Source organism: Bordetella sp. (genome assembly GCF_057362025.1).
On the sequence record NZ_JBMQQZ010000050.1, the window covers coordinates 1 to 23,004 of the forward strand.

21 protein-coding genes are annotated in these 23,004 nt (G+C 65.8%); 15 read left to right on the forward strand and 6 right to left on the reverse strand.

Features of this window, described 5'->3' with window-relative positions; genetic code table 11:
• The 3 genes from ACO1P8_RS10055 to ACO1P8_RS10065 all read right to left on the reverse strand — a co-directional run.
• On the reverse strand, positions 1-2,360 hold a 2,360-nt coding region (locus ACO1P8_RS10055), incomplete at its 3' end, for an autotransporter outer membrane beta-barrel domain-containing protein (protein WP_486295746.1).
• Positions 2,357-2,695 (reverse strand): hypothetical protein, encoded by a 339-nt coding sequence (locus ACO1P8_RS10060; RefSeq protein WP_486295747.1) that lies wholly within the window; start codon positions 2,693-2,695, stop codon positions 2,357-2,359. The genes ACO1P8_RS10055 and ACO1P8_RS10060, both read right to left, overlap by 4 nt.
• A 185-nt stretch (positions 2,696-2,880) precedes the next feature.
• Positions 2,881-4,173: an NCS2 family permease gene (locus tag ACO1P8_RS10065; protein ID WP_486295748.1), complete on the reverse strand. Its 1,293-nt coding sequence runs from the start codon at positions 4,171-4,173 to the stop codon at positions 2,881-2,883.
• A 217-nt stretch (positions 4,174-4,390) separates the two neighbouring features.
• Here ACO1P8_RS10065 and tsaD point away from each other — a divergent pair, with 217 nt between their 5' ends.
• Complete coding sequence (gene tsaD, locus ACO1P8_RS10070) at positions 4,391-5,437, forward strand: tRNA (adenosine(37)-N6)-threonylcarbamoyltransferase complex transferase subunit TsaD (protein ID WP_486295749.1); 1,047 nt, start codon at positions 4,391-4,393, stop codon at positions 5,435-5,437.
• Between the two features lie 128 nt (positions 5,438-5,565).
• Here tsaD and plsY read toward each other — a convergent pair whose 3' ends face one another.
• Positions 5,566-6,213 carry a glycerol-3-phosphate 1-O-acyltransferase PlsY gene (gene plsY, locus ACO1P8_RS10075; RefSeq protein ID WP_486295750.1) on the reverse strand — a complete coding sequence of 216 codons (648 nt, stop codon included), beginning with the start codon at positions 6,211-6,213 and terminating at the stop codon, positions 5,566-5,568.
• A gap of 91 nt (positions 6,214-6,304) precedes the next feature.
• On the opposite strand from plsY, the gene surE reads away from it, so the two are divergent.
• The 7 genes from surE (at position 6,305) to rlmD (ending at position 13,183) form a co-directional block, all read left to right on the forward strand.
• Entirely contained in the window at positions 6,305-7,066 is a 762-nt protein-coding gene (gene surE / locus ACO1P8_RS10080) for a 5'/3'-nucleotidase SurE (RefSeq protein WP_486295751.1), read from the forward strand.
• Positions 7,051-7,881 (forward strand): protein-L-isoaspartate(D-aspartate) O-methyltransferase, encoded by an 831-nt coding sequence (locus tag ACO1P8_RS10085; protein ID WP_486295752.1) that lies wholly within the window; start codon positions 7,051-7,053, stop codon positions 7,879-7,881. Before surE ends, ACO1P8_RS10085 begins: the two co-directional genes overlap by 16 nt.
• A 17-nt stretch (positions 7,882-7,898) precedes the next feature.
• Positions 7,899-8,810, forward strand: coding sequence for a peptidoglycan DD-metalloendopeptidase family protein (locus tag ACO1P8_RS10090; protein WP_486295753.1), 912 nt, complete (start codon positions 7,899-7,901; stop codon positions 8,808-8,810).
• Between the two features lie 2 nt (positions 8,811-8,812).
• Positions 8,813-9,592 carry a 3'-5' exonuclease gene (locus ACO1P8_RS10095; RefSeq protein ID WP_094842459.1) on the forward strand — a complete coding sequence of 260 codons (780 nt, stop codon included), beginning with the start codon at positions 8,813-8,815 and terminating at the stop codon, positions 9,590-9,592.
• A gap of 166 nt (positions 9,593-9,758) precedes the next feature.
• A complete protein-coding gene (locus tag ACO1P8_RS10100) occupies positions 9,759-10,376 on the forward strand; it encodes a hypothetical protein (protein WP_486295754.1) in 618 nt (205 codons plus the stop codon).
• Between the two features lie 431 nt (positions 10,377-10,807).
• Positions 10,808-11,560, forward strand: a complete 753-nt coding sequence (locus ACO1P8_RS10105; RefSeq protein ID WP_486295755.1) for a TorF family putative porin — start codon at positions 10,808-10,810, stop codon at positions 11,558-11,560.
• Positions 11,561-11,755: 195 nt separating this feature from the next.
• Entirely contained in the window at positions 11,756-13,183 is a 1,428-nt protein-coding gene (gene rlmD, locus ACO1P8_RS10110) for a 23S rRNA (uracil(1939)-C(5))-methyltransferase RlmD (protein ID WP_486295756.1), read from the forward strand.
• Here rlmD and argH read toward each other — a convergent pair.
• The gene (gene argH / locus ACO1P8_RS10115) at positions 13,168-14,586 is read right to left on the reverse strand and encodes an argininosuccinate lyase (protein WP_486295757.1); all 1,419 of its coding nucleotides are present in this window, start codon (positions 14,584-14,586) and stop codon (positions 13,168-13,170) included. The genes rlmD and argH overlap by 16 nt on opposite strands.
• A gap of 160 nt (positions 14,587-14,746) precedes the next feature.
• Between argH and ACO1P8_RS10120 the strand changes: the two genes are divergently transcribed.
• The 3 genes from ACO1P8_RS10120 (at position 14,747) to ACO1P8_RS10130 (ending at position 17,225) form a co-directional block, all read left to right on the forward strand.
• A complete protein-coding gene (locus tag ACO1P8_RS10120) occupies positions 14,747-16,423 on the forward strand; it encodes an NAD+ synthase (RefSeq protein WP_486295758.1) in 1,677 nt (558 codons plus the stop codon).
• Positions 16,424-16,520: 97 nt separating this feature from the next.
• Entirely contained in the window at positions 16,521-16,859 is a 339-nt protein-coding gene (locus tag ACO1P8_RS10125; protein WP_094842454.1) for a P-II family nitrogen regulator, read from the forward strand.
• 75 nt (positions 16,860-16,934) lie between these two features.
• Positions 16,935-17,225, forward strand: a complete 291-nt coding sequence (locus ACO1P8_RS10130; protein ID WP_486295759.1) for a 4a-hydroxytetrahydrobiopterin dehydratase — start codon at positions 16,935-16,937, stop codon at positions 17,223-17,225.
• A gap of 60 nt (positions 17,226-17,285) precedes the next feature.
• Here ACO1P8_RS10130 and ACO1P8_RS10135 read toward each other — a convergent pair whose 3' ends face one another.
• Entirely contained in the window at positions 17,286-18,185 is a 900-nt protein-coding gene (locus ACO1P8_RS10135) for a LysR substrate-binding domain-containing protein (RefSeq protein WP_486295760.1), read from the reverse strand.
• 187 nt (positions 18,186-18,372) lie between these two features.
• Between ACO1P8_RS10135 and ACO1P8_RS10140 the strand changes: the two genes are divergently transcribed.
• The 4 genes from ACO1P8_RS10140 to ACO1P8_RS10155 form a co-directional block, all read left to right on the forward strand.
• Positions 18,373-20,001, forward strand: a complete 1,629-nt coding sequence (locus ACO1P8_RS10140) for a gamma-glutamyltransferase family protein (protein WP_486295761.1) — start codon at positions 18,373-18,375, stop codon at positions 19,999-20,001.
• A gap of 40 nt (positions 20,002-20,041) precedes the next feature.
• Positions 20,042-21,553 (forward strand): ABC transporter substrate-binding protein, encoded by a 1,512-nt coding sequence (locus tag ACO1P8_RS10145; protein ID WP_486295762.1) that lies wholly within the window; start codon positions 20,042-20,044, stop codon positions 21,551-21,553.
• Between the two features lie 74 nt (positions 21,554-21,627).
• On the forward strand, positions 21,628-22,572 hold the full coding sequence (locus tag ACO1P8_RS10150) for an ABC transporter permease (protein WP_486295763.1): 945 nt from the start codon (positions 21,628-21,630) through the stop codon (positions 22,570-22,572).
• Positions 22,569-23,004, forward strand: a 436-nt coding sequence (locus ACO1P8_RS10155; protein WP_486295764.1) for an ABC transporter permease, incomplete at its 3' end; no start/stop codon positions are given. The genes ACO1P8_RS10150 and ACO1P8_RS10155, both read left to right, overlap by 4 nt.

Here is a 23,004-nt window from a genome sequence, read left to right on the forward strand (position 1 = left end):
GCCGGCGGGGTTCGCCTTAGAACAACTGCCGCAACCGCAACATGCCCGTTTGGGCGCGGTAATCCGACGCCGCCTGCAGCTCGTAGCGTGCCGCCAGGGACAGATTGCCGGCCTTGAACAGGGTCACGCCGGCGGACACCAAATATCGCGCCCGCTGAAAAGTTGGCATACCATCTGGACGCCGAATAGCGCGCGTAGCCCGTCAAACCGTATGCGTTGACCCGTGCCCAGTCGCCCTGGCTGTCGCCCGTGGTGTCGATTTTCGTGTTCGTATAGCTGAAGGCGCCGCCCGCCCGCCAGCGATCGTTCAGGGCGCGGTCCGCGCCCAGCAGCAATCCGCCATAGTTCGCGCGGTAGCCGTCGGACTGATCGGCTTCGTCCTGCGACGAATGGCCGCCCAGGACGTCGCCCCATACCCGGGTCGCGGGCGAGGCCGCGCCGGCCGCACTCCCGCCGCCATACGGCGGCGCCATGCCAAGGCCGTCGAGATGCGTGCCGATCAACGTGAGCATGTCCAGGGCCGGCGCGGCGGCGGCGCGGCTTCCCGCCACCTGTGGCACTGGCCCCAGCTGCGCTCCGGCGCGGGTGGCCGCCCCCGGCGTGCCCAGGCCAAGCGCCGTTCCCGCATTGAACAGATCCAGAAGCGCGGGATCGATACCCGTATAGTTGAAGAGTCCACGCAGCGATGACACGGCGTTGGGCGTCCGGGCCATCTGTAGGGCGGCCGGCCCCGCGGGGGCGGACGGGGAACCGCCTCCAGAGGCCGAGCCAGACCCGGTCCCGCTATCCGGCGGGGCGTCGGCATTCGATTCCGTGGCGCTGATGACCGTGACCACGAGCGCGCTGCGCGCGCCGCTGGTGACGGCGGCCCCGCTCAGCACGCTGTCATACCCCCGCACCGAATACTTCAGGCTGCCTGCGTTGTAGTCCGTCCCGGTGTTCGCGGCATCGATTACCACATATCGCTGCCCGGCGGCGAAGCCATAACTGCCGGTTTTCTGGAAAGCGATCGACGAGCCCGGCGCGACCGTGGCGGTGCCCGAGACGGCCAGGCGCCCATAGCCGCTATCGGCCGGCAAGGAACCCGTCGCCATCGCGCCATCGGCGACACCGACCAGCAGCGTGGCGCCGGCGCCCTGGCTGTAATTGCCCGTGATGGAGACGGCATGGTCCACGCGGACCGTGGCCGCGCTGTTGATCACGGCATGGCTGCCCGCATCGACGTGATCGTCCAGCAGGAGATTGCCAGCGCCAAATACCACGTTCGAACCGGTGTTCGTGATAAGGCCCATGGCGCCGCCGTAGCCGGTCAGCACGCCATAGCGGGAGGATGAAGCGCCGTTGATGGCCAGATCCTGCGTCGAGTCGTTGGCGATGTTGCCCGCTATCACGCCCGAATTGGAAAACGCGCCTATCGAACCGAGGGCGCTGTTATGGATCGCGTAGCTGGCTCCAGTGATCGTGCCCGTATTGACCAGTGTCCCCAGGATTCCGTCGTTGGAAATCCCGCTGCCGGCGCCGCTGATGACGCCGCTATTGGCAAGCGTACCGATCTTCCCTTCGTTATAGACGGCTTCGTTCGTGCTGCTGATCAGGCCGCTATTGTTCAACGTATCTATGGTGCCGAGCGTGGTGGGCGATACGCTGCGTCCCGCCGTGAAGACGCCATGGAAAGCCGCCGACTGCGGCGTAATGGTGCCCGTGTTGTCGAGCGTGCCGATCGTGCGCGTGGTAATGACGGTACCCAGCGTCCCGCTATTCATTACGGTGCCCAGCGATCCATCGTTTCCCAACGCCCCAATCGTTCCGCTGTTGGCGATCGTATCGATGACACCATGCCCCGGCGTGGGCGGCGGGCCACTGGCACCGCTAGCGCTTGGCGTATTGCTCAGTGTGTCGATGAAGCCCGTATTCGTCACCGTAGTGACGGCGCCCAGATTGATGGAAAAGCCGTTGAGAACACCGTTGTTGACGAGCGCTCCGATGGTGCCCTCGTTGCGTATGGTCGCAGCCGCGCCCGCGATGGTACCGCCGCTGCGGTTGCGCAAGGTGCCGATCGTTCCGTTCTCGTTATAGATCGCGGCAACGCCTGGGGTGCTGATGCCGCCGGTGTTTTCCAGCACATCGATATTGCCGCCTTCGTTGTGTATGCCCAACGTGGCGCCGCTGATCGTCCCGCTATTGGCAAGCGTGCCGATATGGCCCGAGTTATGCACGCCGGTGCCGGCGGGCGGCCCCCCGCCGGTGCCGTCGGCGGAGATCGAGCCTGTATTTTCGAGCAGGTCTATGTTGGGCGGCACGCCATTATTGAAGTTGTCGATGCCCAGCACTTGGCCCCGGATCAACCCATGATTGCTCACGGTGCCGATGTTGCCAATGTTGCCAATCCCCCGTACGCGTCGATCGTTGCATTGGCGCTGTTGATCACCGCGCTGCCGGTGCCGCTGTTCACTATGCCCATGCCGCCCGTGGCGGTGATCGTGCCGCCGTTGGTCAGCGTGCCCAGGGACCCTCCGGACGCGCTGATGCCATCGGTGGGCGAGGGCACCGCGATATGCGCCGCGGCGTCGATCGACAGGTCCCCGCCGGTCCACGATTGGGTACTGGTCAGCGTGCCGGTAAGGACCGTCTGGGCCTGGGCTCCGCCCGCTGCGAGCGCGACCAACGCGCCGGCCGCGAGACTGACAGCTGTCAAACTCCCTGGCGCGGGCAGCGACCCAAGCCTTGATACGCGCATCCACGGCTCCTGAACGTCCAATGCGACGCGCAGTGTAACTATTTGTATGGCACGCGTTGATCCAGGTTGTCACTTCCGCGGTCAGCCGTTCGTCGGTTCAGATTCTGGTCAGAATCCGCTGGGCCGCGGCTACCGAGGCCGCCTCAGCCAGCGAAGAAGGCGAAGCGGATGACGAACAACGCGGCCACCAGCCAGGTTGCCGCATGCACCTCGCGGGCCTTGCCGGTCAGCGTCTTCAGGACCACGTAGCTGATGAAGCCGAAGGCCAGGCCGTTGGCCACGGAATAGGTGAACGGCATGACCAGCGCCGTCAGGGCTGCGGGGGTGGCCTCGGACACGTCGTTCCAGTCGACTTCTATCAGTTCGCGCATCATCAGCCCGGCCACGTAGAGCAGCGCAGGGGCCGTGGCGTAGGCGGGCACCGACCCCGCAAGCGGCGAGATGAACAGCGCCGCCAGGAAGAGCAGCCCCACCACGACGGCGGTCAGCCCGGTGCGCCCGCCGGCCTGCACGCCCGAGGCGCTTTCGACATAGGCAGTGGTGCTGCTGGTGCCCAGGGCCGAGCCGGCCACGATGGCGGCGCTGTCCGCGAACAGCGCGCGGCCCAGATTGTTGGGCTTGCCTTCCGGGATCAGGCCGGCCCGCTTCGCCACGCCGATCAGCGTGCCTGTGGCGTCGAACACTTCCACCAGCACGAAGACCAGGATCACGTGGAAGAAGCCGCTGTGCAGGGCGCCGGCGATATCCAGCTGCAGGAAAGTCGGCGCCAGGCTGGGCGGCGAGGAAAAGAGCCCGTGGAAACTGTTGTAGCCCAGCGCCATCGACAGCACCGTCACCACCAGGATGCCGATCAGGATGGCGCCGCGCACGCGCAGCGCGTCCAATGTGGCGATGATGAAAAAGCCCAGGATGGCGAACAGCGGCCCATGCGTGCGCAGGTCGCCCAGGCTGACCTTGGTGGCCGGGTTGGCGACGACGATGCCGGCGTTGGACAGCGCGATGATGGCCAGGAACAGGCCAATGCCGGCGGCGATCGCGCTGCGCAGCGATTGCGGAATGCCCTTGATCAGCCATCCGCGCACGCCCGTGACCGTCAGCAGCAGGAAGATCACGCCCGAAATGAAGACCGCGCCCAGCGCCTGTTGCCAGGAATAGCCCATGGCCTTGACCACGGTAAAGGCGAAGAAAGCGTTCAGGCCCATGCCGGGCGCCATGCCGATGGGCCAGTTGGCCAGCAGCCCCATGACCAGCGAACCCAGCGCCGCCGCCAGGCAGGTCGCCACGAATACCGCATCGCGGTCCATGCCCGTCGTCGACAGAATGTCCGGATTCACGAAGATGATGTAGGACATCGTCAGGAAGGTCGTCAGTCCGGCGACGATTTCCCCGCGTGTGGTGGTGCCGTGTTCGTTCAGTCGAAATAGTCGTTGCAGCATGCGCCTCTCCCAGGCATCTCCCGTCGTTGTCGCGGGTGTCATTGGCCAAGGCGGGAAAATACCATTTCCCGTGGACGGAATCCGTTCGTACCGGCGAAAGCGTGCCGGTAGGGGGCAAGCGGTGCGCCCGGGGGCGGGCAGGGCGGCGGAGCAGGATGGCCGCGCGCGCCGGCGAAACTGCCCAGGCCCGCGTACCCAGCGCAGTAAACTTGCGCCCATGATCATCCTCGGCTTTGAAAGTTCCTGCGACGAGACCGGCGTCGCGGCTGTGTGCACCGAACGTGGCCTGCTCGCGCACGCCTTGCATACGCAGATCGCGATGCACCAGGAGTACGGCGGCGTCGTGCCCGAACTGGCGTCGCGCGACCATGTCCGGCGCGTGGTGCCCTTGACCCGGCAGGTATTGCGGGAAGCCGGCCTGTCCGTGGCGGATATCGACGCGGTCGCCTATACCGCCGGCCCCGGGCTGGCCGGCGCGCTGCTGGTGGGTGCGAGCGTGGCGCAGGCATTCGCCTGGGCGCGCGATCTGCCGGCCATCGCGGTTCATCACCTGGAAGGCCACCTGCTATCGCCGATGCTGGCGGATCCGCGCCCGGAATTTCCCTTCGTGGCCTTGCTTGTTTCCGGCGGGCACACGCAGCTGATGCGTGTGGATGGGGTCGGGCGCTACACCCTGTTGGGCGAAACCCTGGACGATGCGGCCGGCGAGGCCTTCGACAAGTCGGCCAAGCTGCTGGGCCTGGGGTATCCCGGCGGCCCGGCGCTGGCCAGGGTGGCCGAACAGGGCGATCCGGCCCGCTTCGAGCTGCCTCGCCCCATGCTGCACAGCGGCGATCTGGATTTCAGTTTCAGCGGCCTGAAAACCGCCGTGCTGACGCGGGTCAAGGCCATCGAGCGGGCGGAGGGCGCGCCGGATGCCGCGACGATCGCGGATCTTGCCGCCGCCACGCAGGCGGCCATCGTGGACGTGCTGGCCGCCAAGGCGACGCGCGCCTTGAAAGAAACCGGACTGCGGCGACTGGTGGTCGCGGGCGGCGTGGGCGCCAACAAGGCGCTGCGCGAACGGCTGGCGGCATCCTTGCCCCGGATGAAGGCACAGGCCTATTTCCCGCCCCTGTCGCTGTGCACGGACAACGGCGCCATGATCGCCTTCGCGGCGGGCGAGCGGGTAAAGGCGGGCCTGGCGGTGCTGGACCGCGACAATCACGCTTTTACCGTGCGGCCTCGCTGGGATCTCGAAGCGTTGTCAGGGGCATCCGCTTGAGGGGCCATTCGCGGCGCGGAACGCCCCGCCTCGGCGTCGATGGCGCTCGCCCGCCATCCGCCGTCGCCATGCCACGGGCTATCGGGCAATCTGCCCGCGTGTCCCGCCGGGGCGGCGTTCTTTCCCCGTCAGCCCTTCTTTTTCTGGCCGATGCGCGATTCCGTGCCCTTGAGCAGCCGCCCGATGTTGGCGTGGTGGCGCAGGATCAGCAGCACGCTGATGACGGTAATGGCGGCCAGCAAGGGCGGCTGGGCGAACCATGCAAGCCGGGAGCCGAACAGGTAGTACAGCGGCGCGAAGATCGCCGCCACCACGGCCGCCAGCGACGAATAGCGGAAGAAGACGGCGATGATGATCCACGTGGCCGCCGTTGCCAGCGCGAGCCAGGGCGATATCGCGAACAGCACGCCCAAGGCGGTCGCCACGCCCTTGCCGCCGCGGAATTTCAAAAAGACCGGGTACAAATGGCCCAGGAACACCGCCAGGGCCGAAAGGGCAACCACATTCCACGTTACGCCGTCCGGGCCGCCGACGCGCTGCACCAGCCACACCGCGAACCAGCCCTTGGCCGCGTCGCCCAGCAGCGTCAGGGCCGCGGCGCTTTTGTTGCCGGAACGCAGCACGTTGGTCGCGCCCGGATTGCCGGACCCGTAGGTCCGCGGATCCTGTATGCCCATCAGCTTGCTGACCACCACCGCGAACGGAATCGACCCTATCAGGTAGGACAGGACGATAAGGCCGACGTTCAGGGCGATGGCGGGGGTGGCGTGCAGCATTGGACCTTTCCACGGGATGGAATCAGCGGCGGATTCTACCGTGGCGTACAATTCGACGCGACCCGCGCCATAATTTTCTTTTCGATGCAGAATGCGGATTCTGGTTTCCAACGATGATGGCTATTCGGCGCCCGGCTTGCAGGCGCTGGTCGATGCCTTGCGCGGGTTGGGCGACCTGACGGTCGTCGCGCCCGAGGTCAATCACAGCGGCGCGTCCAATTCGTTGACGCTGAGTCGGCCGTTGTCCGTGCGCGAGGCCGCAAACGGCTTTCTCTATGTCAACGGCACGCCTTCCGATTGCGTGCACGTCGCGCTGACGGGCGGGCTGGTCGACGGCCGTCCCGACCTCGTCGTGTCGGGTATCAATAACGGCGCCAACATGGGCGACGACACCTTGTATTCCGGTACGGTCGCGGCCGCGATCGAAGGCTATCTGTTCGGCATTCCGTCCATCGCTTTTTCGCTGCACGAAAAAGGATGGGCGCACCTGGACGCCGCCGCCGCCATGGCGCGGCGCGTGGTCGAACACCAGATTGCCAGTCCGCTGCCCGCGCCGGTGCTGCTGAACGTGAATATTCCCAATCGCGCGCTGCAGACCATGCGCGGCATCCGCGTGACGCGCCTGGGCAAGCGCCACCCTTCGGAACCGGTCGTGCGGACGACCACGCCCTACGGCGATACGGTGTACTGGATCGGTCCGGCCGGGCTGGCCGCGGATGCCGGCCCGGATACCGATTTCCATGCGGTGGCGGACGGCGCGGTATCGATCACGCCGCTGCGGCTGGACCTGACGCACCAGGGCCGGCTCGAGGAAGTGCGTTCGTGGGCGGGGCCTCTATGCGAAAACGGGTAGGCCCGGCGCCGATACCGCCGTCGAGTCCGCCCGTGCGGTCGCGCGGCCCGTCGTACCACACCGGTACCCTCGGGCCGGGCTATACGCCGGCGAACAGCAACACGCGTATTTCGGCGGCCACCCTCCAACGCAACGCGCCCGCGCCGGCGGCGCGGCACGCCGCCAGCAATCTCGGCCTGAATTCCGAACGCCTGCGGCGCGCGATGGTGCAGCGGCTGCGCGCGCAGGGTGTTACCGACGACCGCGTGCTGAACGCCATGGAAGCCGTCCCGCGGCATCTTTTCGTCGACCAGGCGCTCGCCAGCCGCGCCTACGAGGACGCGGCGCTGCCGATCGGGCATTCGCAGACCATCTCGCAACCCTGGGTGGTGGCGCGCATGATCGCCGCCGTTTGCGAAGGCCGCGAACCCACGCGGGTCATGGAGGTCGGCGCGGGCTGCGGCTACCAGGCCGCGGTGCTGGCGCAGTTCGTCCGCGATGTGTACGCGATCGAACGCATACGCGGCTTGTACGAACTGGCGCGGGACCACCTGCGCCAGTTGAGGCTGACCACTCGTGTTCGCCTGAGCTTCGGCGATGGCATGCTGGGATTGCCGAACACGGCGCCGTTCGATGCTATCGTTGTGGCCGCCGCCGGCGCGGCGATCCCGCAGGCCTTGCTGTCGCAGCTGGCCCCGGGCGGCCGGCTGATCGCGCCCGAAGGGGGCTCCAACCAGCGCCTGGTGCTGGTGGAGCGGACCGGGGCGTCCAGCTGGAAACGCGTGGAACTCGAAGCCGTTCGCTTTGTCCCGCTAAGGGCCGGCATACAATCGTGAGCAACCAGGAGAATCATATGCTCGACGGGCAGTTGCAGCTGACCGGAACCGAATTCATGGGCGCGCGTACCGCGCGTTCGTCCCGCGCCATGCTTTGCGTGGGACTTCTATGCCTCGTCCTGGCGGGCTGCGCATCGCGCACGACGCGCGCGCCCGTCGTCGATCTGAATACCTCGACCGCGTCGACGGCGCCCGCCGCGCCCGGCGCGACCTATGTGGTCAAGCCCGGCGATACGCTGTATGGGATCTCGCGCGCCAATGGTGTCGATATCGAAAGCCTGAAGCGTTGGAACAACATCGCGGATTCGAACCACCTGGCCGTCGGCCAGGTCCTGAAGCTGTCGGCACCGTCCGGTGGCGCGGCGGCTGGCGGCGTGGCGGGGACCAAAACCCTACCCACCACGCCGGCCAAGCCGTCCGACACCCGCATCGAACCCACGCCGCTGCCGCCGCCCGGCGAGCAAGCCGCCCAGCCGACGCAGCAGCCGCCGGCGAACAATCCGCCAGCGACGTCCACGCCGGCACCGGTCGAAACGCCCAAGCCGGCGCGCGCGGCGGATGCCGGGGTGATCAACTGGGGCTGGCCCGCCCAGGGGCAGATCATCGCCACCTTCAGCAACAGCACCAAGGGCATCGATATCGCCGGCAACGCGGGCGATCCGGTGGTGGCGGCGGCGGACGGCAAGGTCATGTACAGCGGCAATGGCGTGCGCGGCCTGGGCAACCTGATCATCGTGCAGCACACCAACGGCTTCATCACCGCCTATGCGCACAACCGCGCTTTGCTGGTCAAGAGCGGGGCGGAAGTGAAAAAGGGCGCGAAGATCGCGGAAATCGGCCAGACCGATGCGACGTCGCCGCGGCTGCACTTCGAGGTCCGGCGGCAGGGCACGCCGGTCGATCCGCTGCAATATCTGCCCCCGCGCTGATCATGACCCCCACCCTGGTCTTCGATCTGGAAACCCTGCCCGACGTGGCGGGCCTGCGCCGGCTGAACGGGTGGGGTGCCGACCTGTCCGACAGCGAGGTCGCCGAACGCGCCTTCGCCGCCCGGCGCGAAGCCACCGGCGGCGATTTCCTGCCGCTGCACCTGCATCGCGTGGCGGTGATCGGCTGCGTGTTTCGCGACGACCAGGGTTTCCGGGTAAAGACGCTGGGCAATCCCGACGATCCCGAACCCGCCTTGCTGGCGGGCTTTTTCAAGACAATCGAGCGCTATACGCCCAAGCTGGTCAGCTGGAACGGCTCGGGCTTCGACCTGCCGGTATTGCATTACCGCAGCCTGATCCATGGCGTGACCGCGCCACGCTATTGGGACCTGGGCGAAGATGATCGGGAATTCAAGTACAACAACTACATTGGCCGCTACCACACCCGCCACATCGACCTGATGGACGTGCTGGCGAAGTACAACGGTCGCGCCAATGCGCCGCTGGACCAGCTGGCCAAGCTGTGCGGGTTTCCCGGTAAGCTGGGCATGGACGGCGGCAAGGTCTGGGACGCCTGGAACCAGGGCAAGGCCGACGAAGTCCGCGCCTATTGCGAAACGGATGTGGTCAACACATGGCTGGTGTATTGCCGCTGGCGTTTCCTGCGTGGCGAACTGGACGCGGCCTCTTATCAAGAGGAAATCGACCTGGTGCGCGAAACGCTGGCCGCCAGTCCGGCGCCGCACTGGAAGGAATACCTGGCCGCGTGGGACCAGGATTGACCGTACCCGGCCGCCTGGCGCCGGGATCCGCGCCGCCGGAATGTTGAAAGCCCGGCGCTTCGCGGCCGCGCAATCGACTGAAACAGGCAGGGCCCGTCGCGAAACCGGCGCGTAATCGGCCCCCCCTGACAATGGTCTCGCACTCTCACCCCACAGGAGACCTTACATGTCCCGATTCGCCATTCGCCCCATCGTTGCCAGCCTGACCGTCGCCCTTGCGGCCGGGACGTTCGCCGGGGCCGTTTCGGCCGCGCCGGACGCCTCTGCCGCCGCCCCATCCGGGACGGCCCACGCGGGCAGGGATGCGGGCGGCCACCGTTTCCATCACATGCAGGAAATGCGCGACGCCATCTGGCTGCCCGGCGTCGGCCCCATCGGCAAGAAGGAGATCGCGGCCCTGAAGCTGGACGCCAACCAGCAGTCCCTGTTGAGCGCCGCCCAGCAGGCGCAGCAGGCTTTCCACCAATCCATGCGGGAGAATGCCCGGACCCGCCGCACGACGCTGGACGAGCAGTTGAAGGCCGGCAAGCTGGATCCCCACGCGCTGGCCGACGCCCAGAGCCAGGCCAGGCAGCAAATGCAGTCCCAGGGCGACCAGGTCCGGCTGAAATGGCTGGCCGTGTGGGATGGTCTGAACGACGGCCAACGCCAGCAGGTCACCCAGTTCGTCAAGGAGCGCCAGGCACGAATGCAGGAACGCATGCAGGAGCATCGCAAGGACGGCCGTCCCGGCATGGGCCGCGGCCCCGCTCCGGCTCCGGAGGCTCCCGCTACAGCGAGCTGATGCACCTTCAGCGCGCGCCGGACCGGCCGCGCTGACGCTCCCACGGCGCCCCCTGGCGCCTTACGCCCGGATTCGTCATTGCCATGTGACGGACCCGGGCGTTTTGTTTGCGCCCCACTCCGGGGCCTGTCGGTGCAGTGCGCACCTCGCCCAGGCACCGCGATGGTGCGGCCCGTCAGGTCCCGCTCCCTGCGAGGGGCCGCATTCGTGCGGGCTGCTTCATGACTGATTACTTATTCTCCATGGTGTGAAAACTTGGCACGGATTTCGCTTTTAAGCGGATGAAGCCGGGGAGGTGCGGTTATCCGCCATGCGAATGACGGATTGCCGCGGCGGCTTCGAAACCTGTCATTTCCTGCTGCGCCATGACCGGCGGCTTCGGCCGCCGGCCATGTCCACATACACGCACCATAGACATCAGGATCCTTGCCATGAAGAAGACGTTGCGCGCAGTCCCCCTTGTTCTTGCCACGTGTTTCGCCGCCGCCGCCCACGCCGACCCGACCGATCTGGGCGGTGGATTTTCCCTCAGCGGCAATGGCACCATCACCAATGACTACCGCTTCCGTGGCTACTCGCAGACCGATTTCCGGCCCGCGGCGCAGTTGGGATTGGATTTGACGCACTCATCCGGTTTCTACCTGGGCAATTGGAACTCGAATGTCTCCAGCACGCTATACACCGAGGGCAATCTGGAAATGGACTTCTACGGCGGTTGGCGCGGCGAGGTCTACAAAGGCTTCGGCATCGACGTCGGCGTGCTGCACTATTACTACCCCGGTTCGAACTCGCCCAAGGGCGGCAACTACAACAACACCGATCTCTATATCGCCGGCACCTATGGCAACTATTCCTTGAAGTACTCGTACACCCCCAGCGATTTCTTCAGCACGCCGAATTCCAAAGGTACCTGGTACCTGGACGGATCGGCGACCTTCGATCTGGGCGACGGCTGGGGCCTGGTCGGCCACGTCGGCTACCAGAAGCTGAAGAACCAGGTGGATACCAATGGCGACGACCTGGGCCACTACGTGGACTACAAGCTGGGCGTCACCAAGGACATCAAGGGCTGGGTCTTCGGCCTTGCCGCCGTCGGGGCCTCCAAGGACAACTGGTACAACACGAAGTACGACCATCCCGCCGGCCGGCTGGGCCTGGTGGCGTCGATTTCGCGCACTTTCTGAAGCGGCCGTATCGCTTCCGCATGACCGTTTTACCGGGCCCGGCCGGATACCCACCGCCACGTCGCGGTACCGCCGATCCCGGCTCATCCATACCAAAAGCGGCTTGACCGCGCTCCCAAGGGGAACGTCCGCCATCCGGCGGACGTTTTTTTTCCAGAACTTCTACAATGCCGGGCTGTTCTCTCGAGATTGCCGATGGCTGAAGTTCTGAATATCGAATCCCTGGACCTGGAAGCCAGGGGGATTGCCCGCCGCGAGGGCAAGGTGGTTTTCGTCGAAGGCGCGTTGCCCGGCGAACGCGTGGCGGCCGACATCGTGCGGCGCAAGCCGTCCTATGAAATCGCCCGCACCGTCGAGGTATTGCGGCCATCGTCGCAGCGTGTGCAGCCCCGCTGCGCGCATTTCGGCGTATGCGGCGGCTGTGCGATGCAACACCTGGAGCCCGCCGCGCAGGTGGCGATCAAGCAGCGCTCGTTGGAAGACACCTTCTGGCACGTGGGCAAGCTGCGCCCCCAGCGCATCCTGCCGCCGCTGCACGGGCCGACCTGGGGCTACCGCTTCCGCGCCCGGCTTTCCGTGCGCGTGGTGCCGAAGAAAGGCGGCGTGCTGGTGGGCTTTCACGAGCGCAAGAGCAGCTATGTCGCCGATATGCGCGAATGCCACGTCCTGCCGCCGCACGTTGCCCGGCTGTTGCTGCCGCTGCGGGCGATGATCGGCGCCATGTCGGCGCCGGACCGCTTGCCGCAGATCGAGGTGGCGGTGGGCGATGCCGCCACGGTGCTGGTCCTGCGCCATCTGTTGCCGCTGACGCAGGACGATATCGGCATCCTGCGCGCCTTCGCCGCGGATAACGGCGTCCAATGGTGGTTGCAGCCCAAGGGGCCGGACACCTGTCACCCGCTGGAACGCGAACATGCCGAAACGCTGGCCTACACCTTGCCGGAATTCGGCCTGCGCATGCCGTTCAAGCCGACCGATTTCACGCAGGTGAATCACGCCATCAATCGCACGCTGGTCTCCCGTGCCTTGTCCCTGCTGGAAGCGCGAGCGGACGAGCGCGTGGCCGATCTGTTCTGCGGGCTGGGCAATTTCACGCTGCCGCTGGCGACGCGCGCGCGCGAAGTCGTGGGCGTCGAAGGGAGCAAAGCGCTGACCGACCGCGCGCACGAGGCGGCCACGCGCAACGGGCTGGGCGAACGCGCCTCGTTCGCCACGCTGAATCTGTTCGAGGTCGATGTGGACTGGCTGCGCGGCCTTGGCTACTTCGATCGCATGCTGATCGATCCGCCGCGCGAGGGCGCGCAGGCCGTCGCACAGGCGCTGGCCCTGCTGTCAGCCGCGGAGCGGCCGCGCCGCATCGTTTACGTGTCGTGCAATCCCGCCACGCTGGCGCGCGACGCCGCCATCCTGGTGCACGAAGGCGGCTACGAGCTGCTGAGCGGGGGCGTGATCAACATGTTTCCGCATACCGGGCACGTGGAGTCGATTGCCGTCTTCGAATCCGGGAATGCCGCCGCCATCGCAGAGGCGCAGCGCCAGGCGGCCGAAAAGCGGCGCGAAGCGATGGAGCGGGCCGCCGCCTCGCCTGGCGGCGAGGCCGGCGCGTCTCAGGCCGAGGTCTGATCCAATATCCGCTGGGCTTCCTCGCGCACGCGGGCGGGCGCCGTGCCACCGATATGGCCGCGCGCCGCCACCGAGCCTTCCAGCGTCAATACCTGATGTACGTCATCCCCAATGGATGGGTGATAGGCCTTCAATTCGTCCAGCGTCAGGTCGGCGAGGTCGCAACCGCGCTGTTCGCAATCGCGCACGGCGTGCGCGACGACTTCGTGGGCGTCGCGGAACGGCAGGCCGCGCTTGACCAGATAGTCCGCCAGGTCGGTCGCGGTGGCGTAGCCCTGCAGGGCGGCGGCACGCATGTTGTCGGCCTTGACCTTGATCCCGCCCACCATGTCGGCGAAGATGGTCAGCGTGTCGCGCACCGTGTCCGCAGTGTCGAACAGGCCTTCCTTGTCTTCCTGGTTGTCTTTGTTGTAGGCCAGCGGCTGGCCTTTCATCAGCGTCAGCAGGGCCACCAGGTGGCCGTTGACGCGGCCGGTCTTGCCTCGGGCCAGTTCCGGCACATCGGGGTTTTTCTTCTGCGGCATGATGGAGCTGCCCGTGCAGAAGCGGTCCGCCAGATCGATGAAGCCGACGCGCGGGCTCATCCACAGGACCAGCTCTTCCGACAGGCGCGACACGTGCGTCATGACCAGCGCCGCGGCGGCGCAGAACTCGATGGCGAAGTCCCGATCGGATACCGCGTCCAGGGAATTCCGGCACACACCCTCGAACCCCAGCGTCGCGGCCACACGTTCGCGGTCGATGGGAAAGCTGGTGCCGGCCAAGGCGGCGGCGCCCAGCGGCAGCCGGTTCACGCGGCGGCGGCAATCCTGCAGCCGTTCGGCGTCGCGGCCGAACATTTCGGCATAGGCCAGCAGATGGTGGCCGAAAGTGACGGGCTGGGCCACTTGCAGGTGCGTGAAGCCCGGCATGATGGTGTCGGCATGTTCCGCGGCGACCGTGGCCAGCGCGCGGCGCAATTGGCGCAGCAGATCCAGCGTGAGGTCGATTTCCCCGCGCAGCCACAGGCGGATATCCGTGGCGACCTGATCATTGCGCGACCGGCCGGTGTGCAGCCGCTTGCCGGCATCGCCCACCAGTTCCACCAGCCGCTTTTCGATGTTCAGGTGCACGTCTTCAAGGTCGAGCAGCCACTGGAAGGTGCCGGCGTCGATTTCCGCCAGGATCTGTGCCATGCCGCGTTCGATATCGGCCTTGTCCTGGCCGGAGATGATGCCCTGGGCGGCCAGCATGTCCGCATGGGCGAGGGACCCCTGGATATCGTGGCGCGCGAGGCGGCGGTCGAAATCCACGGAGGCCGTGTAGCGCTTGACCAGGTCGGAGACGGGTTCGGAAAAGCGGGCGGACCAGGCTTGGGCCTTGTTGGCGAACTGGTTCTGCGGGGGGGAGGAGGGCGTCGACATAGTGGTGGGGATTATAGAGCCCGTCGTGAAGGGCGGTGAGATAATCGAACCGGCAATGCCTCGCCGGCGGTGAGATAATCGGGTCATCTTCAAACGGTCCTGCCGGCTGTCCCGACAGTCTCGCCGGCGTGTCTGTTACCCCCTATACGGAAGTATTCCCATGAGCGCACCCCGTGTCGCAATCGCCCAGATCAATTCTTGTGTCGGAGACCTGTGCGGCAATGCCGAGCGCGTACTGCAGGCGGCTCGCCAGGCCCACGATATGGGCGCCGACATACTGCTCACGCCGGAACTCGTGCTGACCGGCTATCCGCCGGAAGACCTGCTGCTGCGGCCGCAGTTCGTCTGCGAACAACAGCAGCAGCTGGACGAATTGCGGCGCGATCTTGCGCAGTTCAAGGGCCTGCACGTGGTGGTGGGGCACGTCGACGGCGATACCTGCGGCGCCAAGGCGTACGCCTTCGCCGACCGCAACGGCCGGCATGTGCTGTACAACGCGGCCTCGGTGCTGTTCGAGGGGCGGGTACTCGGCACCTACCACAAGCGCGAGCTGCCCAACTATTCGGTATTCGACGAGCAACGCTATTTCACCTCCGGCGGCAAACCGTTTACCTTCGAGGTCAAGGGCACGCGTTTCGGTGTGGCGATCTGCGAGGACATCTGGTTCGAGCATCCTCCCAAGGCCGCGCGCGAGGCCGGCAGCCAGGTTCTCCTGGTGCCCAACGCCTCGCCCTACAACACGGGCAAGCAGGCCCAGCGCCTGGAGGTCGCCGCCGAATGTGCCCGCCTGAGCGGCGCCTCTGTGATCTACGCGAACATGGTGGGAGGCCAGGACGAACTGGTGTTCGATGGCGCCTCTTTTGCGGTCGATGCGAACGGGCGCGCCTGCGCGCGCCTGCCGGAATTCCAATCCTGCGTGCACGCGGTCGACGTCGGGCCGGACGGCGCCATCACCCCGGTCGATGCGAAGGCCGACATGCCGGTCAGCGAAACGGAAGAGCAGGTATGGAAGGCGCTGGTGCTGGGCGTGCGCGACTACCTGGGCAAGAATCGCTTCCCGGGCGCCATCATCGGGCTGTCCGGCGGCATCGACTCGGCCGTCGTGCTGGCCATCGCGGTCGATGCCCTGGGCGCGGACAACGTGCGCGCCGTCATGATGCCTTCCCGCTACACGGCCGATATTTCGCAGACGGACGCGGCGGACATGGCGCGGCGGCTGGGCGTGCGCTACGACGTGATCGCCATCGGACCGGTGGTGGATAGCTTCGAATCGGCGCTCGCGCCGCATTTTGCGGGCATGGCGCCGGACGCCACCGAGGAAAACATCCAGGCGCGCGCGCGCGGCACGCTGCTGATGGCCCTGTCCAACAAAACCGGCCGGCTGGTGCTGACCACCGGCAACAAGTCGGAAATGACCACCGGCTATTGCACGCTCTACGGCGACATGGCCGGCGGTTTCGCGGTCATCAAGGATGTGCCCAAGACCCTGGTCTACCGCCTGGCCAACTGGCGCAACCGCCAGCAGGAAGTCATTCCGGAGCGCATCATCACCCGGCCGCCATCGGCCGAGCTGCGGCCCGACCAGAAAGACCAGGACAGCCTGCCGCCTTACGACATCCTGGACGGCATCATGGAACGCTACATGGAACGCAACCAATCGGCGGCCGATATCGTCGCGGCGGGTTTTCCGGAAGATGCGGTCGAGCAGGTGGTGCGCCTGATCCGGATCAACGAATACAAGCGCCGCCAGGCGCCGCCGGGACCTCGTATTACCCCTCGGGCGTTCGGCAGGGATTGGCGCTATCCTGTCACGAATGGCTTCCGCGAAACGACCTGAGCCCGTCGTCGCCGCCGTCCTTTGCCCGCCTGGCGCGGGCCTGGCCGCTTCCGAATTGCTCGAACCCTTCCGATATAAATAGAACTGAGGACTGCACGTGAAACAAGTCACCGCCATCATCAAACCGTTCAAGCTGGACGAGGTCCGCGAAGCCCTGGCCGAAGTCGGCGTCAGCGGCCTGACCGTGACCGAGGTAAAGGGCTTCGGTCGCCAGAAGGGACACACCGAGCTGTATCGCGGCGCGGAATACGTTGTCGATTTCCTGCCCAAGATCCGCGTGGAAGTCGTCCTGCCCGAAGAGATGGTAGACAATGCCATCGAAGCCATCGTCAAGGCTTCGCGCACCGGAAAGATCGGCGACGGCAAGATTTTCGTGACGCCGGTCGAGCAGGCCATCCGGATCCGCACCGGCGAATCGGATAACGAAGCGCTGTGATCGCCGGCCGGACTCGTACGCGCGGCGCTGGCCGTGGCGGGGTGGGCCGGCCCCCTATCCCCACGGAGAACACCCATGCGTGACCTCGATAGAATCGGCGCCGGGCGCGCCGTGCGCGAATTGTCCGGTTGGACTGCCGTCGCGGACCGCGACGCGATCGCCAAGACTTTCGTATTCGCCGATTTCAACGCGGCGTTCGGCTTCATGGCTCGCGTCAGCCTGATGGCCGAAAAAATGGACCATCACCCGGAATGGTTCAACCTCTACAACCGGGTCGAGGTGACGCTGTCCACGCATGACACGGGTGGCGTGACCTCGCTGGATGTGCAGATGGCGCGGTTCATGGACCTGGTGGTGGGTACCTAGCGCGACCGCTCCGGTGCGCCGGCCCCGCCACGGCCGCATCCGGCGCCCGCCATTCGCGTCCTAGCGTTTCCCTTCGCGGGTTTCGTACAGGGTCGTGTATTCCTTGAAGATCGAGGCCGTGATGTGCTGTCGCGCATGCTCGCGGCGTTCGATCATGCCCACCGCGCGCACCACCGGCCCGATATCGTCGGGCAGGGACAATACGCGCAGATCCGGCGCCGTGCGCCACTGAGCCCACATCAATAGCGGCAGCAGGCTGACACCGACCTCCTGGCGCACCAGCTCCACCACGGTTTCGATGGCGTTCAGTTCCAGGAAATCGTGCACGTGGACGTTCATGCGGCGCAGCAGCCGGTCGATCTGCAGGCCGGTGCGCTGCGTGCGGTCGAAGCGCAGGAAGGGATTGTGCTCCAGCACTTCACGCACCGTTTTGCCGGTGGCGGTGGGGGATGCCAGCACCACCAGGGGTTCTTCGTGCAGCGGCGTCCAGCGCATGCTGGCCATGCGCCGGCCGGACTCCACGACCAGCGCCGCGTCCAGTTCGCCGCTTTCCACCTTCCCGGCCAGTTCGCCCGACTTGCCGGTGAACAGCCGCACGTCCAGGCTGTCATGCTGCCGCTTCAACTGCGACACCACCTTGGAGAGCGCCCCCATGCACGACACAATGGCGCCGAACGCCACCGACCCCGCCAATTCGCCCGGGCCGGGCTTTTGCGGCAGCCGCATACGGTCATACATATCCAGCAGTTGCTTGACCTCCGGCAGCAGTTCGCGGCCGGCGGCATTCAGCAGGGCCAGGCGGCCGCTGCGGTCGAACAGCTCGCGGCCGAGCTCCTCTTCCAGGGCCCGCATCTGGAAGCTGACGGCCGCCTGGGTCAGGGCGACGCGTTCGGCGGCCTCCGAAAAAGAGCCGTAGCGGGCGACAGCCAGGAAAGTGCGCAGGAAACGGACGGTACTCACATCGATAACCTAGGGAATGTCCGGATGGCGGCATGCGGGGCCGGACGGGCTACGAGCCGGCAATCGCCATTCATAAAAAATTCTTTTGTGACGAGAAAAAAATTCAAATTGATCTAATTAAACCACGCGTGTACCTTCCACGATTTGGCCTCAGCGCCGCCTTGCTGTCCTCTTCGAGCCCGACACCATGAAGACATTCGACTGGGAAAATCCCTATCCCACCATCCGCGCGCCGCAGTTCGCCCGCAACTTCGTCTCGACCTCCCATCCGCTGGCCGCGCAGGCCGGGCTGCGCATGCTGCTCAAGGGCGGCAGCGCGGTGGATGCCGCCATCGCGGCGGCGGCGACGATTACGTTGACCGAGCCGGTATCCTGCGGCCTGGGCAGCGATTGCTTCGCCATCGTGTGGGACGGCAAACAACTGCACGGCCTGAACTCTTCCGGCGTGGCGCCGGCTGCCTGGAGCGTCGAGTACTTCAAGAAAAAGTACGGCACGGGCACCGACGGCCTGGCCAAGCAGCCCAAGCGCGGCTGGGACAGCGTTACCGTGCCCGGCGCGGTGGCGGGCTGGGCGGCGCTGCACGAGAAATTCGGCAAGCTGCCCTTCGAGCAATTGTTCGACCCGGCGATCGAAATCGCCGAACGCGGCTATGCCGTGCCGCCCATCGTCGGGCGCAAGTGGAACGCGGCCGTGGCGGACCTGAAGGACCAGCCCGGCTTTGCCCAGGCCTTCATGCCCAACGGACGCGCGCCCCACGTGGGCGAGCACTTCCGCATCCCGGAAGCCGCCTGGACGCTGCGCCGGATCGCGGCCAGCAAGGGCCGCGACTACTACGAAGGCGACATTGCCGAAAAAATCGCCGCCTTCAGCAAGGAGTGCGGCGGCGCGATGACCCTCGACGACCTGCGCAACTACAAGCCCGATTGGGTGAAGCCGATCTCGCGCTCCTATCGCGGCTACGACGTGCACGAGATTCCGCCCAACGGTCAGGGCATCGCCGCGCTGATCGCGCTGGGCATCCTGGACAAGTTCGACGTCGCCGGCCTGCCGCTGGACTCGGTGCGGTCGCAGCACCTGCAGATCGAGGCCATGAAGCTGGCCTTTGCCGACCTGTACAAGTATGTGGGCGATCCGCGCAGCATGGACGTCACGCCGGAACAGATGCTGGACGATGCCTACCTGGCCTCGCGCGCCAAGCTCATCGACATGGACAAGGCCACGGCTTTCGCGGCCGGGCGTCCCCATGCGGGCGGCACCATCTATATGTCGGCCGCCGACGAAAGCGGCATGATGATTTCCTTCATCATGTCCAACTACATGGGCTTCGGCTCGGGCGTCGTGGTTCCCGGCACGGGCATCAGCCTGCAGAACCGCGGGGTCGGCTTCTCGATGGACCCGAAGGCGGTCAACGTGGTCAAGGGCGGCTACCGGCCGTTCCATACCATCATCCCGGGCTTCCTGACCCGCGGCGGCAAGCCGGTCATGAGTTTCGGCGTGATGGGCGGCGATATGCAGCCGCAGGGCCATTTGCAGACCGTCGTGCGCATGTTGGACTATCATCAGAATCCGCAGGCGGCGTGCGACGCACCGCGCTGGAAGGTCAACCGCGACTTCACGGTCGATCTGGAATCCACCATGCCCGCCAGCACCGTCGAAGGCCTGAAGAACCTGGGCCATACCCTGAAGAGTGTCAACGATCCGTATATGGATTTCGGCTCCGGGCAATTCATATGGCGCATGTCCGAAAACGACAACGAACTGGGGTATGTGGCCGCCAGCGACAGCCGTCGCGACGGCCAGGCTGTCGGCTTCTGATCCAACATCGCGTACAAGCGCAACTGACAAGGGGAATGCAATGAAGAAACTTGGTTCCGCGATCGGCGCCGCCTTGCTGGCGCTGGCCGCCGGCTCTGCCGTGGCGCAGGAACTGCGCATCGGGCTGCAGGAAGACCCGGACGTGCTGGACCCGGCGCGCGCCCGCACCTACGTGGGCCGCATCGTCTTCACGTCGCTGTGCGACAAGCTGGTGGACATTGATCCCAAGCTGCACGTCGTCCCCCAGCTGGCCACCTCCTGGAGCTGGAATGCCGATAACACCGTGTTGACCATGAAGCTGCGCGGCGATGCGCTGTTCCATGACGGCACGAAGTTCGATGCCGCCGCCGCCAAGGCCAACCTGGACCGTGCCCGCACGCTGCCGGACAGCTTCCGCAAGGGTGAACTGGCATCCGTGAAGGACGTGCAGGCGCCGGACGCGCAGACGCTGGTCCTGACGCTGAAGCAGCCGGATGCGACGCTGCTGTACCAGCTGACCGATCGCGCGGGGATGATGCTGTCGCCGGCCATCTTCAATGACAAGGATACGAATGCGGTCGGCCGCAATCCGGTTTGTTCGGGGCCCTACAAGTTTGTCGAACGCGTGCAGAACGATCGGATCGTGCTGCAGAAGTTCGACAAATACTACGATGCCAAGGACTACCACTTCAGCAAGATCACCTTCCTGCCGATTCCCGATACGACGGTGCGCCTGCAGAACCTGCGTTCCGGCGGTCTGGATATTCTGGAGCGCTTGAATCCTTCGGACGCGCCGGACGTCAAGAAAGATCCCAACCTGCATTTCACTTCCATCGCCGGCCTGGGCTTCCAGGAAATCGTGTTCAACCAGAACAACGGCGATCGCGCCAAGTCGAATCCGTTCCGCGACGAGCGCGTGCGCCAGGCGCTGAGCCTGTCGATCGATCGCGATGCGATCAACGAAGTGATCGGCGGCGGTATCTACGAGCCGGCCAACCAGGCGTTCCCGCCGGCCAGCCCTTACCACAGCGACAAGTTTCCCGTGCCCAAGCGCGACGTGGCCAAGGCCAAGGCGCTGCTGAAGGAAGCCGGCCTGACGCAGGTAAAGGCGGAGCTGGCATTCGGCAACAACACCACGACGGCCGCTATTGCCGAGATGATGCAGGCCATGGCGCGCGAGGCGGGTATCGAACTGAGCCTGCGTCCGACCGACTATGCGGCATTGCTCACGCAGATGCGCGGCGGCAACTTCGAGGTCGCCCTGCGTGGCTGGTCGGGCCGTCCGGATCCGGACGGCAACGTCTATCCTTTCATCACCTGCAAGGGCGCGCTGAACGATGGCGAATACTGCAACCCGAAGGTGGACGCGTTCCTGAACGAAGCCCGCCGGGTGCCGGACGAAGCCAAGCGCAAGGCGCTGTACGAGCAGGCCGAGGCCATTATCCAGAAGGAAATGCCCGACGCTTTCCTGTACTTCCAGCCGTGGCCCTTCGCGATGCAGAAGAAGGTCAAGGGTTTCCTGCCGTATCCTGACGGGATGATCCGCCTGAAGGGCGTCGCATTCTCGAATTAGGCGCATTCGGCCGAGCGGAGCGTCCGGGATGCGGTTCCGGCGCTTCGCTCTTTATGTTTTAGCGGTATTTCTCCATGTTCAAACTCATCCTGCGTCGCGTTCTCGTGGCGATCCCGACATTGATACTGGTGTCGATGATCGTCTTCTCGCTGCAGAAAGTGCTGCCGGGCGACCCGGTATTGACGCTGGCGGGCGAAGAGCGCGATCCCGCCGTGCTGGACTACCTGCGCCAGAAATATCATCTGGACGATCCCTTGCCCGTGCAGTACCTGGCCTGGGTCAGGCAGGTCGCTACCGGAGACCTGGGCAAGTCGCTGCGCACCGACGTACCCGTCACGTCGCTGATTTCGCAGAAGCTGCCCGTCACGCTGCAACTGGCGGCCATGGCCATGATCATCGCGCTGCTGGTGGGCATACCGACCGGCATCCTGGCGGCGGTGCGCAAGGGCAAGCTGATGGAATACGGGGCGAATGTGGCGGCGCTGTCCGGCATGTCCATTCCCAACTTCTGGCTGGGCATCATCCTGATCATGATCGTCTCCGTGCAGCTGCGCTGGCTGCCGGCATCGGGCTACGTCTCGCCGGCCGAGGACTTCTGGCTGTCGATGAAGACCATGATCATGCCGGCCATCGTGCTGTCCACGTCGCTGGCGGCCTATCTTATGCGCCACACCCGGTCGGCCATGCTGGAAGCCCTGGGTGCGGACTACGTTCGCACCGCGCGGGCCAAGGGCGTGTCGCCGCGCGTGGTCGTGCTGCGCCACGCCTTGCGCAACGCGTTGATGCCCATCGTGACGCTGGTGACCCTGCTGTTCGGCGAATTGCTGGCCGGCGCCGTGCTGACCGAACAGGTCTTCACGATCCCGGGCTTCGGCAAGCTGGTGGTCGACGCGGTATTCAACCGCGATTACGCGGTGGTGCAGGGCGTCGTGCTGTGCGTCGCCGTGGGCTTCATCGTGATGAATCTGCTGGCCGACATTCTCTATATCGTTGTCAATCCCCGACTGAGGCATTCATGAGCGCTACACCATCCGCCGTGGCTCCCGGCGGCGCGATGCCCCGGCGCACCAATCGGGCCTGGGGCAAGTTCCGCCGCAACCGTATCGCGATGATCGGCGCGGCCATCGTGCTGTTCTTCGTCATCGTGGCGATCTTCGCGCCGCTGCTGGCCAACCACGATCCCTTCCAGACCAGCTTCACCACTATCCGCAAGCCGCCGTCGGCGAACTTCTGGCTGGGTACCGACGAACTGGGCCGGGATATCTATACCCGCATGCTGTTCGGCGCGCGCGCCTCGCTGATGGCGGGTTTGGCGTCCGTCATCATCGCCATGATCGTCGGCGTGCCGTTCGGCCTGTTGTCCGGCTACTTCGGCGGCTGGGTGGATAGTTCGATTTCCCGCGTTACCGAAGCGCTGCTGGCGATACCCTTCCTGATCCTGGCGATCGCGC

Excerpts from the sequence above, each read along its gene's own strand:
- ACO1P8_RS10065 (WP_486295748.1), bottom strand. The coding sequence starts at position 4,173 with ATGCTGCAACGACTATTTCGACTGAACGAACACGGCACCACCACACGC.
- tsaD (WP_486295749.1), top strand. The coding sequence starts at position 4,391 with ATGATCATCCTCGGCTTTGAAAGTTCCTGCGACGAGACCGGCGTCGCG.
- plsY (WP_486295750.1), bottom strand. The coding sequence starts at position 6,213 with ATGCTGCACGCCACCCCCGCCATCGCCCTGAACGTCGGCCTTATCGTC.
- surE (WP_486295751.1), top strand. The coding sequence starts at position 6,305 with ATGCGGATTCTGGTTTCCAACGATGATGGCTATTCGGCGCCCGGCTTG.
- ACO1P8_RS10085 (WP_486295752.1), top strand. The coding sequence starts at position 7,051 with ATGCGAAAACGGGTAGGCCCGGCGCCGATACCGCCGTCGAGTCCGCCC.
- ACO1P8_RS10090 (WP_486295753.1), top strand. The coding sequence starts at position 7,899 with ATGCTCGACGGGCAGTTGCAGCTGACCGGAACCGAATTCATGGGCGCG.
- ACO1P8_RS10095 (WP_094842459.1), top strand. The coding sequence starts at position 8,813 with ATGACCCCCACCCTGGTCTTCGATCTGGAAACCCTGCCCGACGTGGCG.
- ACO1P8_RS10100 (WP_486295754.1), top strand. The coding sequence starts at position 9,759 with ATGTCCCGATTCGCCATTCGCCCCATCGTTGCCAGCCTGACCGTCGCC.
- ACO1P8_RS10105 (WP_486295755.1), top strand. The coding sequence starts at position 10,808 with ATGAAGAAGACGTTGCGCGCAGTCCCCCTTGTTCTTGCCACGTGTTTC.
- rlmD (WP_486295756.1), top strand. The coding sequence starts at position 11,756 with ATGGCTGAAGTTCTGAATATCGAATCCCTGGACCTGGAAGCCAGGGGG.
- argH (WP_486295757.1), bottom strand. The coding sequence starts at position 14,586 with ATGTCGACGCCCTCCTCCCCCCCGCAGAACCAGTTCGCCAACAAGGCC.
- ACO1P8_RS10120 (WP_486295758.1), top strand. The coding sequence starts at position 14,747 with ATGAGCGCACCCCGTGTCGCAATCGCCCAGATCAATTCTTGTGTCGGA.
- ACO1P8_RS10130 (WP_486295759.1), top strand. The coding sequence starts at position 16,935 with ATGCGTGACCTCGATAGAATCGGCGCCGGGCGCGCCGTGCGCGAATTG.
- ACO1P8_RS10140 (WP_486295761.1), top strand. The coding sequence starts at position 18,373 with ATGAAGACATTCGACTGGGAAAATCCCTATCCCACCATCCGCGCGCCG.
- ACO1P8_RS10145 (WP_486295762.1), top strand. The coding sequence starts at position 20,042 with ATGAAGAAACTTGGTTCCGCGATCGGCGCCGCCTTGCTGGCGCTGGCC.
- ACO1P8_RS10150 (WP_486295763.1), top strand. The coding sequence starts at position 21,628 with ATGTTCAAACTCATCCTGCGTCGCGTTCTCGTGGCGATCCCGACATTG.